This is a genomic window from Campylobacter sp. MIT 99-7217 (assembly GCF_006864365.1).
GTDB lineage: Bacteria > Campylobacterota > Campylobacteria > Campylobacterales > Campylobacteraceae > Campylobacter_D.
In genome coordinates, this window is record NZ_QHLJ01000007.1 from 13,511 (window position 1) to 28,288 (window position 14,778).

Genomic DNA, 14,778 nt, shown 5'->3' on the forward strand with positions numbered 1-14,778 from the left:
CTTATGCCTCCGCTATCATTTTTTGATATTCAGGACCCTCTTCGCCTAAAACGAGTTTTGTTCCTTCTATCTTAAATGGAGGAATATCAAGAGGTCTTGGAGGAGGTCCAAAAACATTTTTTCCACTCACATCAAATTCCCCTCCATGACAGGCGCACTTAAAAAGCCCTTCGCTTGGAGCATAAGCAGGAATACAACCAAGATGTGTGCAAAGTCCTATCACAACGGTGTAAGTAGCATTATCGACTATAACATCGCGTTTTTCATCTTTTGCCATATTAGCATCTTTTTTAAGGATAAAGATAGGTTTTTTACGCCATTCTATAGTCCTCAACTCCCCTTCATTCATACCGGATAAATCCACTGTGGTAAAACCAGCTGCTTTTACACTTGGTAAAGGGTCCCAAGTCTTCTTCATCGCAACAAGCGAAAAAACGCCTCCTACGGTAGCCACACCACCAAAGGCAAAGCCTATAAAACTTCGCCTACTTTCAGAAGTAGCCATTTTGTTTCCTTTCATATAACATTAACAGTTTGTTATCTTATCTAAAATAAAATTAAATTTTACTTTGTCTTTTCAAAATTTCATTAAAGATATTTTATTCACAATTTAAATTACAGACATTAAATTTAATCTTTATTGATACGAAGGACTATTTTATCATCTTCTTCTTTAAAATGATACATCAAACGCCCCCCCCCATTTTCGATATCACAAAGATATGAAACCTCTTTGATATCTTTTTTATCAGAATTGACCTTTTTAGCAAGTAAATTTGGAAGTTCCTTTTGAATGAGGGTTTTTAAAGACATACCCATACCATGATCTAAATTTTTAATAAACTGACCATCAACCTCACTTTGATCCTTGATAAAATGTAGTGTGGCATCAAAATTTAAATTCTTTAAGCACTCATAAAGCTCAACCTTAACTTGATACGGAGCTACTTTCGTATCTCCTATTGAATGATAAGAAATATAAACAGGCTTATGAAGCTTGGCTTGAGTACTTAAATGCTCTTTATCAAAAGGACTACGAATTCTTGCACAAGCTTTTGAAAAATAGTTTTTTGAAGACTTGTTTGATGTAAAAAAAGTCTTGGTCGATCCAAGTGTATAAATATGTGGAAAAAATTGCATAGTGCCAAATTCAGCCATAGTTGTATAGTCAATTTCTTTACCAAAACCCACAAACCTTTTCACAAGTATAGCATAAGAAGAATTATCCAAAACCCCATCAATAGCCCAAGGAGCGTATTTTGCTGCAAGATGAGCGATATAGCCTCCATGAGATGAACCCATCATTATGGTATGAAAGTCTTTTTTTAGTTTAAAAGGCGGATCTTTTTTAAGATATAAAAGTGTATTAAGGCAGTCTAATGCTTGCATGAGACCAAAATTTTGGTATTCATTTTTAGGAGGTTTTAAACTTGTATGTAAGGGTAAAACAAAATCATGATTTATATATCCTTCCTTTTTCATTTGTGCTAAATTTGCACTTATAAAACGCATAAGTTTACTAGCATCTTGATCTGAAATTTCACTTTCTTGCATAAAATTTGAAGGAAGTTCGATCTCTAAAGCCTTACAAGCTTCATAGACGATTAATTTATCAATTTCATCAAGATAAAATTTAGCCCCTGTTTGAGGACGAGAACCTATACAGTGATAATCCACGCGAACAACAGCCATTTGAAATTCTTTGACAACAAATCGAGAAATTTTTTCTTGATAGTCTTGATTATTATCTTCTCCAAGTCCAGCTATGAAGAAAAATAAGCCTTTCATTTCTTTTTTATCATCAAAACTAACCCTAAATTCAAGCAAACTCTCGCGTTTTATACCAAGCTCAATATCATCACAAGAGGAAATTTCATAATTTTGAGTTTTATACATAAGCTTCTTCTTTCTTTAAAAAATAGCTTGTATTATACTATAAAATTTTTTATTTTTCGTGGAAGTTCTTGCTCCAAAAAGGAGCAAGAAATTTATAAAGCACCTTTTGGAGCTAAAAAAGCTGTGATTTCAGGAAGAGTTCCTGTAAATTTTTCTATATTCACAAGTCCGGTGTGTGCGATATTGCCATTAGCAAGCTTTGAAGTTGGAAGATCAAGGGTCAAAACATTGACTCCGCCGTATTTGCAAAGTCCATTTTCATCTTGATCTACCCAGCCTCCCTCACAAATTCTCACAACACCTTGCATAATGTCATCGCTCGTAACGACACCAGCTAAAATTTCGCCTCTTTTGTTAAACACACGAACAACATCACCATTCTTAACGCCGATTTTCTTCGCATCTTTTTTGTTGATGAGTATAGGCTCTCTACCCTTTACAGCGTATTTTTCACGCAAAGAAGTGTGGCAAAGTTGTGAATGAAGCCTATTTGCTGGGTGTGAAGTGATCAGGTGAAATGGAGCTTCAGTATTTGCATTTCCAAGCCACTCGATAGGTTCAAACCAAGTAGGGTGTGCCTTGCAGTCATTGTATTTGTATTTTTCAATGGTTTTTGAATAAATTTCAATCAAACCTGACTCAGTTCCCAAAGCATTTAAGATAGGATCTTCTATGAAGTCTGCAAATCTTACCCATTCTAAGCTATCAGCTGGAGCTTCGAAGCTAACAGGCTCATTTTTAGCCCAAAATTCCTCAAAGCTTGGCATAGGTGTAGCAAAAGCTTCTCCAAAAGCTTGGGTTTGCTTTAAGGCACTATCGTAGTATTCTTTGATAAAATCCTTTGCTGTTTTGCCATTTTCTGTATAAGCATTATAAACAGCCTCGCCATAGACCTTACAAAGATCTGAAAAAATTTCATAATCATCTTTGCTTTCATCAAGAGGAGCGACGGCTTGTTTCATAGGAACAATTTGCATATTTGAATAATCCCCAGCCATAGTGATATCATCTCTTTCATAAGAACTTGTTACAGGCATAACAATATCAGCCATTTTTGCTGTTGGAGTCCAATAAATTTCATTAACAACAACGGTTCTTGGTTTTCTCCATGCCTTTTTGTTTGTGTTTGTGTCTTGATGATGAACTAAAGGATTTCCACCAACCCAATAAATAAAGTCTATATTAGGATAAGTGATCTTACTTCCATTATGATCGATCTTTTTGCCCGGATTTAAAAGAGCATCGGCTATTCTAGCCAAAGGAAAAGAATGACTTGCTGTATTTTGTAACCACTCAGCACCACCAAGTTTAGCACCTGCTTTTGGCATACCTACAAATTTACCATTTTTCCAAATTCCAACAGGTCCTGCACTCATACCACCGATGATACCGCCTTTGCAAGTTGGAACACCACCACCGCTATAATGATAGCTAAGTCCAAAACCACCGCCTTTTGTACCAATTTGTCCAAGCATAGAACAAAGTGTTACTAGCATCCAGTGAGGTTGCTCGCCATGATGAGCTCTTTGCATAGCCCAACCACTCATGATCATCGTAGGATTATCATAAAATCTTTCTGCAAGAGCCATAATCACTTTTTCATCTATGCCACAAATTGCACTTGCCCATTTTACATCTTTTACTATCTTATCTTCCTTGCCCTCTAAGTAAGCCTTAAATTGTTCAAAGCCTGTGGTGTAGTTTTGTAAAAATTCATAATTTACTTTATTTGTGGCTATTAAATGACTTGCCATACCCATCATCAAAGCTACATCGGTATTTGGACGAGGGGCTATCCATTCAGCTTTTAAAAATTTAGCCGTTTCTGTTCTAATAGGATCTATGCAAACGACTTTAATCTTTGAGCTTCTTAATTTTTCAAAATACGCAAGAGCTTTTTGTTCGTTTGCTGTCCAAGAAATTCTTAAAGTAGAAAGTGGATCAGCTCCCCAAATCACAACTATCTTACTATCACTTAAGATATTTTCCCAAGAGGTTTGTTGCTCATAAACTTCTATAGAGCCTACCACATAAGGCATGATAACTTGAGAAGCACCGGTTGAATAATCCCCACTCACGCCCACATATCCACCTGTTACATTCATAAAGCGGTGTAAAAGTATGCGTGAGTTTTGCATGTTACCACTTGACTTCCAACCATAACTTCCTGCAAAAACCCCACTTGAGCCTTTTTGTCTTCTTGTTTTAGCAAGTTCTTTAGCGATAAGCTTGATAGCATCTTCATAGCTTACACGCACAAATTCTTCTTTTCCGCGAAGTTCTGGCTTTGGTTTGTCTGGATTTTCAAGATAGGATTTGCGAACATAAGGAAAACGAACGCGGGATTTATAAATCATATCAGGGGTTTGATACCAAAGTGGATTGTCCATTTTAGTAAGCTTTTCATAAGGTTCGCTTTTTACTACCTTACCATTTTTGATAGTAAGCTTCAAAACTCCCCAGTGTGCTGCTGTAACTATAGTTCCGTTTTGAACGAGTCCTAAACTTACTTTGCTTGCTTCAACACCATTTGCAAGTAAATTTGGAGCTAAAGAAAGAGCGCCAACTCCTGCTGCACCGATCTTTAAAAATTTTCTTCTATCTATACTCATTTTATTTTCCTTTCTTTGGAGCATCTTTTGCATTTTTTTGCAAATATTCAATGATGAGCCAATGATCTTTTTTGTCAATGCCTGTGCGATTTACCATAGAGCGAAAAGTTGCAGGCCATTGATTTGCGTTAAATTCATTTTCCTTATGTGCTGTGTGGCAAATTCCGCAATTTTCTTGATATAAATTTTGAGCTTTTGCAAACATTTCTTTTGTATCTTTTACAAATTCTTGCTTATCCGCCCAAACCTGAATACTTGTATAAACCCATTTTGTACCATTTGCTGGAATTTTTGTTGCAAAATTTAATTTTGAATTTTTAGAAAACGCTGCCACCATAACCCTTTGAGTGCTGTTGTGATAGAGAACAAAAGGAGCTTGTGGATTGACAAAGCCACTGATTTTTAAAAGCACTCTATTTCCCTCAGTTTTAACAAGCTCAAAAGCATTTGTTGGTAAGAGCCTACCATGAACCTGAGTATCATCTTTGTTTAGGTAAAGTGATATTACCTCAGAAGAATAAAGCTCGCCCTTAGCAAAAGCAAAACTAATACTTGCTAAAAGGAGCAAACAAAGTTTTTTCATTTTAACCTCCTTAATGAATAATATTTTTGGGATTATAATTTATATATTATTAATTATTCCTTAATAAAAATATATTCTCAATAAAATTTGTTATTATAGAATATAATATTATTCTTATTTGATACAATTTTAAAATAAATATATCCTAAATACAAATAAAAATTTCTAGTTAAAGTAATTAAAGGAATAAAATAAGTATATTAAAAATATAATAAAAATTTTTTACAGCAATAAACAAAGTATTTATTCTAAATCAAATTTTAAAAACATTGATAAGCATAAAAATGAAAGTTTTGAGTATAGTTTTTCTAAAGAAGATATACAAGTATGGTGGGCCTAACAAGACTTGAACTTGTGACCTCACCCTTATCAGGGGTGCACTCTAACCAGCTGAGCTATAGGCCCTTTATGGTGGAGAATAGCGGGATCGAACCGCTGACCTCCTGCGTGCAAAGCAGGCGCTCTCCCAGCTGAGCTAATTCCCCAAACTATCCTTACTTCGCAGATTAACAAAGCTAATCTTTAACGACAAGGAGCTAGCTCCCTTGACCCACCTAAAGCTACAAAGATTTATTTCAAACTTTGTTTGTCATAAATCATAAATTTAGGTTTTTGCCTAGGCAGTTAAGGAACTAGACAATTATTATTTTTTGTCAATCTTTAAAATCTAAACAAGGATTGATTGAGTTTGCTACAATGTTTCATTGTATTTGAGTGATAGTTGTGAGACTTATCACTTTGTACTCTAGAAAGGAGGTGATCCAACCGCAGGTTCTCCTACGGTTACCTTGTTACGACTTCACCCCAGTCGCTGATTCCACTGTGGGGGATAGCTAGTTTAGCATTTCCACTTCGAGTGAAATCAACTCCCATGGTGTGACGGGCGGTGAGTACAAGACCCGGGAACGTATTCACCGTGACATGGCTGATTCACGATTACTAGCGATTCCGGCTTCATGCTCTCGAGTTGCAGAGAACAATCCGAACTGGGACATATTTTATAGATTTGCTCCACCTCGCGGTATTGCGTCTCATTGTATATGCCATTGTAGCACGTGTGTCGCCCTGGGCATAAGGGCCATGATGACTTGACATCGTCCCCACCTTCCTCCTCCTTACGAAGGCAGTCTATTTAGAGTGCTCAGCCTAACTGTTAGCAACTAAATACGAGGGTTGCGCTCGTTGCGGGACTTAACCCAACATCTCACGACACGAGCTGACGACAGCCGTGCAGCACCTGTCTCTAAGTTCTAGCAAGCTAGCACACTCTTATCTCTAAGAGCTTCTTAGGATATCAAGCCCAGGTAAGGTTCTTCGCGTATCTTCGAATTAAACCACATGCTCCACCGCTTGTGCGGGTCCCCGTCTATTCCTTTGAGTTTTAATCTTGCGACCGTACTCCCCAGGCGGTATGCTTAATGCGTTAGCTGCATTACTGAGCTGACTAGCAGCCCAACAACTAGCATACATCGTTTAGGGCGTGGACTACCAGGGTATCTAATCCTGTTTGCTCCCCACGCTTTCGCGCCTTAGCGTCAGTTAAGTTCCAGCAGATCGCCTTCGCAATGGGTATTCTTGGTGATATCTACGGATTTTACCCCTACACCACCAATTCCATCTGCCTCTCCCCCACTCTAGATTATCAGTTTCCCAAGCAGTTTAATGGTTAAGCCATTAGATTTCACAAGAGACTTGATAATCCGCCTACGCGCCCTTTACGCCCAGTGATTCCGAGTAACGCTTGCACCCTCCGTATTACCGCGGCTGCTGGCACGGAGTTAGCCGGTGCTTATTCCTTTGGTACCGTCAAAATTCTTCCCAAAGAAAAGGAGTTTACGCTCCGAAAAGTGTCATCCTCCACGCGGCGTTGCTGCGTCAGGGTTTCCCCCATTGCGCAATATTCCCTACTGCTGCCTCCCGTAGGAGTTTGGACCGTGTCTCAGTTCCAATGTGACTGATCATCCTCTCAGACCAGTTAAGCGTCATAGCCTTGGTAGGCTCTTACCCCACCAACTAGCTGATACTATATAGTCTCATCTCTTGCCGAAAAACTTTCCCTACTTAACTTGTGTTAAGCAGGAGTATGGGGTATTAGCACTCATTTCTAAGTGTTGTCCCCCTGCAAGAGGCAGATTAACTATACCTTACTCACCCGTGCGCCACTAATCCACTTATAGCAAGCTAGAAGCTTCATCGTTCGACTTGCATGTATTAGGCACGCCGCCAGCGTTCACTCTGAGCCAGGATCAAACTCTCCATAAAAAATACTAAAACAAATTAATTTTATTTTAGTGTATTTGAATGACAAATAATTGAAAAATACTTCAATAATAAATCAATTCAAGTTTGGATTGTTTAATCTTTTTCTTCAAAGAAAAAGTTTTTAAATTTAAAGAGCTTTTAGTTTTAAAAGCAAATTAAATCTGGCTCAATCGATCACTTATTTAGATTTCAAAGATTGACTAATAAGATTTGAAAAACAATACTAATTTAAAGAACAAATTTTGCTTTTAGCTTTTAATATAAAAATACTAAACACTGCCTTTTAAGCCGTGTTAGAGTTTAACAAAAAACAATAAAAGCTTGATTGAAAATTTATAAGCTAAAAAAGATTTCTTAGTTATAAAACTCAAAAATCCCTAGGTAAATGTTTAGAAAAACAAAAAGGGAAATGAAATTATATACAAATAAGCTTAAAGTTTGATAAAAATTTAGATATATCTCAAAATTGTAAAAAGGTATTAAATTAAAATATATATAATCATTAAAAAACACATTTATCCAAACAAATCTAATATTACACAAGAAAGGTAAAAAATGCAGTATAGAAAATTAGGAAATTCAGGCTTTATTATCCCAGCCATTAGCTTTGGCACAGTTACCTTTGGAGGCGGCAATGACATAGTCAAGGCTTGGGGTGATAGCTCCTTAAAAGAAGCAAGAGAGCTAATTGATATCTGCCTTGATTATGGGGCAAATTCCTTTGATACAGCCGATGGCTACTCAGCAGGAAAATCAGAAGAAATGCTAGGCGAGCTTAGTCAAGGAAGACGCCATAAGCTTTTTTTAGCCACTAAAACAGGTATGCCTATGGGGCAAGGAGTAAATGATAGTGGCACTTCTTATGCTAAGATCATTAGCTCTTGCGAGGCTAGCTTAAAAAGGCTTCGCACCGATTATATAGATCTTTATTATTTGCACTGCTTTGACGCTCTTACTCCTATTGAAGAAAGCTTAAGGGCTATTGATGTGCTTATTCGCTCAGGTAAAATCCGCTATTTTGGGGTTTCAAATTACAGCGGCTGGCACTTGATGAAGATGCTTGCTTTGTGCGAAAGGCATTTTTTACCAAAGCCAGCCGTTCATCAACTTTATTATTCTTTGGCTGCTAGGGAGGCTGAAAATGAGCTTTTGCCTTTGGCACTTGATCAAAATGTAGGCACTATGGTTTGGTCGCCCTTGTCTGGTTCTTTTTTAACTGGCAAAATTTCTCGCTCTAAAAATCCACCAAGCACAAGCCGTTTAAGCACTAAAGCAGCTTGGCAGGTAGATAAAAACAAGCTTTTTGAGATCATCGATGAGCTTGAAAATATAGCCAAAGAGTGCAATCACTCAGTGGCCCAGGTCGCCCTTGCCTGGCTTTTAGCTCGTCCAAGCATTAGTTCTTTAATCGTTGGGGCAAGAAATAAGGATCAGCTCATAGAAAATTTAAGGGCTAGCGAGCTTGTTTTAAGCAAGGAGCAAATTAATAGGCTTACTAAGATAAGCTCTACTCGTCCTGCTTATCCTTATTGGCATCAACAAGAAACCACAGGACATAGAGATCCTAGGGTTTTTGACTATGGCACTTGTGTGCTTTAATTTTTAAATGAGGGGAGTTTTCTCCTCATCTTTACAATTAAAAATAAAGACTAAAAAATTTATCAAACTCTGTTATATGGTGTTGAAATTTTTATGTTTTAATATCATAACAAATAAATTTTCACGATAATTTCGTATTTTTGTAAAAAACTAAGTATATATCAACGCCTATAAAAATTTCCTTGATATAAGGAAATAAAATAATTTCAAGTGTAACCGATACTTCAAATAATAATTCAGAGCTGGCGCTTATATTCTAAATCAAAAGTCTGATAAAGTCAATAAGCAAAATGACACGAAAGAAAGCCTGCTTCTAGATTTGACAAGTTTTCAAGCTCAAGAGCTTGGCGTATTTGTGCGTAAATCATACATGAGAGCTTTTGCTCTAGCAAATGTTACCTTTGTTATTAAATTTTCCTTATGTTGCTTTTTTAAATGATAAATTTAACTTTCTTATAGTAAAATAACGAAAAAATTTAAATATTGAGAACAAAGAAATCATCATTATGAAAGACATATTTTGACAAAACTAAAAGCATTCATTTTTGGCGAACCTTTCCCCGGTGTCTTACTCATCTTTTGCACCCTACTTGCTCTAGTGTGTCAAAACTCAAGTCTTGAGGGAATTTATCATAATTTTTTGTATTCAAATTTTGGCTTCATCTTTAAAGATTTTGAGCTTATAAAACCTCTTTTATATTGGATAAATGATGGTTTGATTGCTATTTTTTTCCTATACATAGGGCTTGAATTAAAATACGAAATTTTAAAAGGACAACTTCAAAATGTCCGCTCCGTTTCTCTGCCTATATTTGGTGCTTTGGGTGGCATGATCGTCCCTGCTTTGATTTTTGCCTTGATTAATTTTCATGATAAGCAAGCTATGGCAGGCTGGGCTATACCAACGGCTACGGATATAGCTTTTGCCGTTGGTATTGTTATATTACTTGGCAATAAAATTCCATCAAGTCTCAAGCTTTTTTTACTTTCTTTGGCAATTTTTGATGACTTGGGTGCTATCGTTATCATCGCCTTATTTTACACAAGCGAATTATCTGCTTTTGCCATGGTTTTTTGTGCTTTGTGTATCCTTGCTTTATATCTTTTAAATCATTTTCATGTAAGCAAATATGAACCTTACATCATCATAGGCTGTATTTTGTGGATAGCTATGCTTAAAAGCGGTGTGCATGCAACCTTAGCAGGTGTTATCGTAGCAGCATTTATCCCCTTGCAAAGCCGTAAAGAAAAGGCTTTCTTAAAGCCCTTGTATAATGTGCTAGAGCCATGGATACATTTTTTTATCTTACCCTTATTTGCTTTTGCAAATGCTGGGGTTGATCTCAGTCAAATGCAACTTGGAGCTTTGTTTTCTCCTGTGAGTTTAGGAATTTTCTTAGGACTTTTTGTGGGTAAACAAGTGGGTGTATTTATCTTTTCTTATGTTAGTATCAAGTTAAAGCTCGCAAAGCTTCCAGAAAATGTCAGTTACAAGCAATTTTATGGTATTTGCATACTTACAGGCATTGGTTTTACGATGTCTTTATTTATCGATGGGCTTGCTTATAGAGATCCAAATCTCTACGCTCATGCTGATCGTTTAGCTATATTGCTTGCAAGTTTCACCAGCGCTTTGATTGCTTATATTTACCTTAATTTACTTAAAAATCCACAAATAAAGGCTACAAATTGCAAAGACTAAAACTTCTTCTAAAAAACGAAGCCTTTGGTGGCGTCTTACTCATCATCGCAACCTTTTGTGCCTTATGGATAGAAAATACCTCATATAGCGAGTACTATAGGAATTTTATAGATCTTAGTGTGGGTTTTAAGGTTGGAGAATTTGAACTTTTCAAGCCTTTTTTGCTTTGGATCAATGATGGTTTGATCGCCATTTTTTTCTTTGCAATAGGTCTTGAACTCAAACAAGAATTTGCAGAAGGTGAATTTAAGAAAAATCCAAAAAGTATAGTTTTGCCTTTATCCGCCGCACTTGGTGGCATAATCGTGCCTGCTTTGATTTTTGCTTTGATTAATTTTGAAAATGCTTATACACTTAAGGGCTGGGCGATACCAACAGCAACAGACACTGCATTTGCTTTAGCGATTTTGATCATGGTTGGAAAAAGCTTACCTAGTTCTTTAAAGATTTTCTTGCTCTCTTTGGCAATTTTTGATGATGTAGGAGCGATCCTAATCATCGCTATTTTTTACACAAGCGAGCTTTCAGCTCTTGCTCTCGTTGTTGCAAGCCTGTGTATAGCTAGTTTATTCGTATTAAATTGGCTCAATATTACAAGAAAATCCTTATATTTCATTTGTTCCCTAGTCCTTTGGCTAAGTGTTCTTAAAAGCGGTGTGCATGCAACCCTAGCAGGCATCATCACGGCTCTTTTTATCCCACTATATACAAAAAAAGGCGAACCTTTCTTAGAGCATATCAATGAAAATTTGAAATTTTCTCTGTATTTTATTATCCTGCCTTTATTTGCCTTTGCAAATGCTGGAGTAAATCTCTCAAAGATTGATATGAGTTCTATTTTTTCAGGTGTGAGCTTAGGGATTTTCTTAGGACTTTTTGTGGGTAAACAAGTGGGTGTATTTATCTTTTCTTATATCAGTATCAAGTTAAAGCTCGCAAAGCTTCCAGAGGGTGCAAATTTCAAGCAACTTTATGGGGTTTGTATACTTACGGGCATTGGTTTTACGATGTCTTTGTTTATCGATGGACTTGCTTATGAGGTGAGTGATATTTTTCATTATGCTGATAATTTTGCTATCTTAATGGCTTCTTTTTGCTCTGGTATCTTTGGCTTTATTTATCTTAAATTTTTTGCGAGTAAATAATGAAATATTTAAAAATTTTTTCTTTGCTTATAGTATTATTCATTTTTAATGCTTGTAGCACCAAAACACATAAAATTTCATATCCTAAGACAAATGTTTCTTCTTCTCAACTTGCTCAAATTCAAAAACAATGGCAAAGAACTCCTTATGTCTTAGGTGGAACAAGTAGAACTAAGGGGGCTGATTGTTCTGGCTTTACGCAAAGTGCTTTAAAAAATTTTAATACAAAAATTCCCCGCACAACCAAAATGCAAATGCAAAGTGGTATTAAGGTTTCAAAGAAAAATTTAAGAAGTGGAGATCTAGTTTTCTTTAAAACAGGGCGTGGTCCTAATGGTCTTCATGTAGGCATTTACACCAAAGCAGATAAATTTATTCATCTTTCTCCAAAAGGTGGAGTAAGAGAAGCTTCTTTGAATAATTCTTATTGGAAACCAAAATATCTGGGTGCTAGACGCTATATCAAATAACTAAAGGTAAATATGAAAGTTGGCGTTTTTGATAGCGGAGTTGGGGGATTAAGCGTTTTAAAACCCTTACTTGAGGCACATTTTTTTAAAGAAATTATTTATTATGGCGATACCGCACGCGTTCCTTATGGGGTTAAGGATAAAGATACTATCATCACTTTTTCACTTGAAGCCCTAGACTTTTTTAAAAAATTTAATATAGACATGCTTATCATTGCTTGCAACACCGTAAGCGCTTATGCACTTGATATTTTAAGAGCAAATGCAAATTTCCCTATACTAGGCGTTATTGATGCTGGAGTTGAAGCTGTTAAAACTCATATCAAAGATAAAAATAGTGATATTTTAGTCATCGCCACAAAGGCAACTATAAATTCTTGCGAATATCAAAAAGGCTTAGAAAAAGCGGGATTTTTTAATGTCAAAGCCCTTAGCACAGGTATGTTTGTCCCTATGGTTGAGGAGGGCATTTTTGAGGGGGAATTTTTACAAAGTGCCTTGAAGTATTATTTTTCAAGTATCCAAACAAGCCCTCATGCCTTGATCATGGGTTGCACGCATTTTCCACTGCTTGCAAAGTCTTTGCAAACATATTTTGGAACAAATACAAAGCTTATTCACTCAGGCGATGCTATCGTTGATCAATTAAGACAAAAATTTAAACTTCAAAGCCTTAAAGATGAAAGCAAGCTTAGATTTTATGCTTCAAGTGATATCAAAGCTTTAGAAAAAACTGCTTCACTTTGGCTACAAAAAGAAATTTAAGAGGCACGAAGCCTCTTTATCTAAGCAAGCAAGCGTTTTTCTTTAAAAAATTTGATTATGCCCTCGCTGGCTCTGTAAGCTAGGGCGTTTATGGTTAGGGTTGGGTTATAGCCCGGATTGTGCGGGAAGTTGCTCGCTCCTACAACAAATAAATTTGGCATATCCCAGTGCTGTAAATAAGTATTTACCACGCTTTCTTCTTTTTTCGCACCCATTATAGTCCCGCCTGCAATGTGTGTAGAGCCATACCAGCCATTAGAGACTAAACCATAATTTGTAAGCTTTGGCGAAGTGTAAAATTTGCGTGCGCCCATTTCTTTCATGATCCCTGCAAGTTTTGGAAGCATAAAATCATAAAGCTTTCTATCTTGCTTGGTGTAATCATAAGTGATGCGTATCAAAGGCAAACCATAAGCGTCTTTGTAAGTTGGATCAAGTGAAAGATAATTGCTATTATGAGGCAAACTAGCTCCTTGCGCGCCTATGTAGGTAAATCTCGTGTAATTACGCACCGAAGCCTTTTTAAAAGCTGCTCCCCAAGTAGGAGTTCCGGGTTCGATAGGATTTGAAGCGATGGGACGCGCTCCGTTTTGTGAAATTCTAAAGCTAGCTCCATGGATAAAATCAAGCTTAGAATGATCAAAATTATCTCCATTAAAATCATCTATCCAGTTACAAAGCGCTCCAGCCCCTAAATACACATTAAAAGGCTCGTCAAAAAAGCCATTGACGCTAGGAGTGATTTGAAAACTATAATTTTTACCCAAAGTTCCTTTAAGGCTCTTTTCATCATAAATTTCGCCAATTTTTGAATGCATTAATAACCTAGCATTATTAAACACATAAGAGCCAAGCATAATTACCTCAGCAGGCTGGATAAACTCTTCTAAAGTAAGGGTGTTGATGAATTTAACCCCACTTGCGCGACCATTTTTATGCAAAATTTCTATCACATTTGCATGCGTGATAATGCTTAAATTCTTTGTTGCCAAAGCACTTGGTATAGTCGTAATCAAAGGAGAAGCCTTAGCTGCATATTCACAACCAAAATGCTCACAAAAAGCACAATACTGACAAGCACCCAAAGACTGCTTATCGCTGTTTTCATAAGGCTGAGAGCAGTTTGCTGCTGGGACCATACAGGGATTATACCCTAGCTTCTTAGCTGCTTTTTCAAATTTATGAAGCATGGTGGTTTTTTCAAGTGGCGGATTTGGGAAAGGATTTTTTCTTTTACCTGAAAATGGGCTTTTATCCTCGCCTGAAATTCCCATCATTTTTTCGGCTTTATCGTAGTATTTTTCCATTTCATCATAGCTAAGACCCCAATCTTGAATGCTATAATCCTTAGAAATCTTGTTTTTGCCATACCTTTGCTCGGTCATAGACTTAAGCTCAAAATCATAAGGCAAAAAACGATAACTCATACCATTCCAATGCACGCCAGCACCGCCTACATTATTACCCACATCAAAAGAGTAATTCTTTCTCATAGGAAGTGCCATTTGCTTGCTTTCGTTTCTAAAAGTAACACTTTCCTTGCTTAAATCCTGCTTTAAAGCAAAATTATTCACATATTTATACTCATCGTGAGCGCCCAAAAAATCGCTCGTATCTTGGTTAGCACCCCTTTCAAGTGCTACTACTTTTAAGCCAGCCTTAGCACACTCATTTGCAACAATAGAAGAAGCCCAACCAAGACCGACCACAACAACATCGGCTTTTTTTAATGTCTTTGCCATTT

Annotated in this window: 10 protein-coding genes, 2 tRNA genes and 1 rRNA gene; 5 read left to right on the forward strand and 8 right to left on the reverse strand. The window is 36.7% G+C overall.

Features of this window, described 5'->3' with window-relative positions; genetic code table 11:
* Position 1: 1 nt before the first annotated feature.
* The 7 genes from petA to DMB92_RS06835 all read right to left on the reverse strand — a co-directional run bounded on the left by petA (position 2) and on the right by DMB92_RS06835 (position 7,353).
* Positions 2–505 (reverse strand): ubiquinol-cytochrome c reductase iron-sulfur subunit, encoded by a 504-nt coding sequence (petA, locus tag DMB92_RS06805; RefSeq protein WP_142682308.1) that lies wholly within the window; start codon positions 503–505, stop codon positions 2–4.
* A gap of 125 nt (positions 506–630) precedes the next feature.
* Entirely contained in the window at positions 631–1,896 is a 1,266-nt protein-coding gene (locus DMB92_RS06810) for a DUF2920 family protein (protein ID WP_142682309.1), read from the reverse strand.
* Between the two features lie 92 nt (positions 1,897–1,988).
* The gene (locus tag DMB92_RS06815; protein WP_142682310.1) at positions 1,989–4,508 is read right to left on the reverse strand and encodes a molybdopterin guanine dinucleotide-containing S/N-oxide reductase; all 2,520 of its coding nucleotides are present in this window, start codon (positions 4,506–4,508) and stop codon (positions 1,989–1,991) included.
* 1 nt (position 4,509) lies between these two features.
* A complete protein-coding gene (locus tag DMB92_RS06820) occupies positions 4,510–5,091 on the reverse strand; it encodes a cytochrome c3 family protein (protein ID WP_142682311.1) in 582 nt (193 codons plus the stop codon).
* 328 nt (positions 5,092–5,419) lie between these two features.
* A tRNA-Ile gene (locus tag DMB92_RS06825) sits at positions 5,420–5,496 on the reverse strand.
* 4 nt (positions 5,497–5,500) lie between these two features.
* Positions 5,501–5,576: transfer RNA gene (locus DMB92_RS06830), tRNA-Ala, on the reverse strand.
* Positions 5,577–5,840: 264 nt separating this feature from the next.
* Positions 5,841–7,353: ribosomal RNA gene (locus DMB92_RS06835) — 16S ribosomal RNA — on the reverse strand.
* A 555-nt stretch (positions 7,354–7,908) separates the two neighbouring features.
* Between DMB92_RS06835 and DMB92_RS06840 the strand changes: the two genes are divergently transcribed.
* The 5 genes from DMB92_RS06840 to murI all read left to right on the forward strand — a co-directional run bounded on the left by DMB92_RS06840 (position 7,909) and on the right by murI (position 13,034).
* On the forward strand, positions 7,909–8,952 hold the full coding sequence (locus DMB92_RS06840; protein WP_142682312.1) for an aldo/keto reductase: 1,044 nt from the start codon (positions 7,909–7,911) through the stop codon (positions 8,950–8,952).
* Positions 8,953–9,472: 520 nt separating this feature from the next.
* Positions 9,473–10,654 carry a Na+/H+ antiporter NhaA gene (nhaA, locus tag DMB92_RS06845; RefSeq protein WP_142682313.1) on the forward strand — a complete coding sequence of 394 codons (1,182 nt, stop codon included), beginning with the start codon at positions 9,473–9,475 and terminating at the stop codon, positions 10,652–10,654.
* A complete protein-coding gene (gene nhaA / locus DMB92_RS06850) occupies positions 10,642–11,799 on the forward strand; it encodes a Na+/H+ antiporter NhaA (RefSeq protein WP_142682314.1) in 1,158 nt (385 codons plus the stop codon). The genes nhaA (DMB92_RS06845) and nhaA (DMB92_RS06850) overlap by 13 nt, the downstream gene beginning before the upstream one ends.
* Entirely contained in the window at positions 11,799–12,269 is a 471-nt protein-coding gene (locus DMB92_RS06855) for a C40 family peptidase (RefSeq protein ID WP_142682315.1), read from the forward strand. Before nhaA (DMB92_RS06850) ends, DMB92_RS06855 begins: the two co-directional genes overlap by 1 nt.
* Positions 12,270–12,281: 12 nt before the next feature.
* Positions 12,282–13,034 carry a glutamate racemase gene (gene murI / locus DMB92_RS06860; protein ID WP_142682316.1) on the forward strand — a complete coding sequence of 251 codons (753 nt, stop codon included), beginning with the start codon at positions 12,282–12,284 and terminating at the stop codon, positions 13,032–13,034.
* A 20-nt stretch (positions 13,035–13,054) separates the two neighbouring features.
* Here the strand turns inward: murI and DMB92_RS06865 are convergent, their stop codons facing one another.
* A complete protein-coding gene (locus tag DMB92_RS06865; protein WP_142682317.1) occupies positions 13,055–14,776 on the reverse strand; it encodes a GMC family oxidoreductase in 1,722 nt (573 codons plus the stop codon).
* Positions 14,777–14,778: the final 2 nt, after the last annotated feature.

Excerpts from the sequence above, each read along its gene's own strand:
- petA (WP_142682308.1), bottom strand. The coding sequence starts at position 505 with ATGGCTACTTCTGAAAGTAGGCGAAGTTTTATAGGCTTTGCCTTTGGT.
- DMB92_RS06810 (WP_142682309.1), bottom strand. The coding sequence starts at position 1,896 with ATGTATAAAACTCAAAATTATGAAATTTCCTCTTGTGATGATATTGAG.
- DMB92_RS06815 (WP_142682310.1), bottom strand. The coding sequence starts at position 4,508 with ATGAGTATAGATAGAAGAAAATTTTTAAAGATCGGTGCAGCAGGAGTT.
- DMB92_RS06820 (WP_142682311.1), bottom strand. The coding sequence starts at position 5,091 with ATGAAAAAACTTTGTTTGCTCCTTTTAGCAAGTATTAGTTTTGCTTTT.
- DMB92_RS06840 (WP_142682312.1), top strand. The coding sequence starts at position 7,909 with ATGCAGTATAGAAAATTAGGAAATTCAGGCTTTATTATCCCAGCCATT.
- DMB92_RS06855 (WP_142682315.1), top strand. The coding sequence starts at position 11,799 with ATGAAATATTTAAAAATTTTTTCTTTGCTTATAGTATTATTCATTTTT.
- murI (WP_142682316.1), top strand. The coding sequence starts at position 12,282 with ATGAAAGTTGGCGTTTTTGATAGCGGAGTTGGGGGATTAAGCGTTTTA.
- DMB92_RS06865 (WP_142682317.1), bottom strand. The coding sequence starts at position 14,776 with ATGGCAAAGACATTAAAAAAAGCCGATGTTGTTGTGGTCGGTCTTGGT.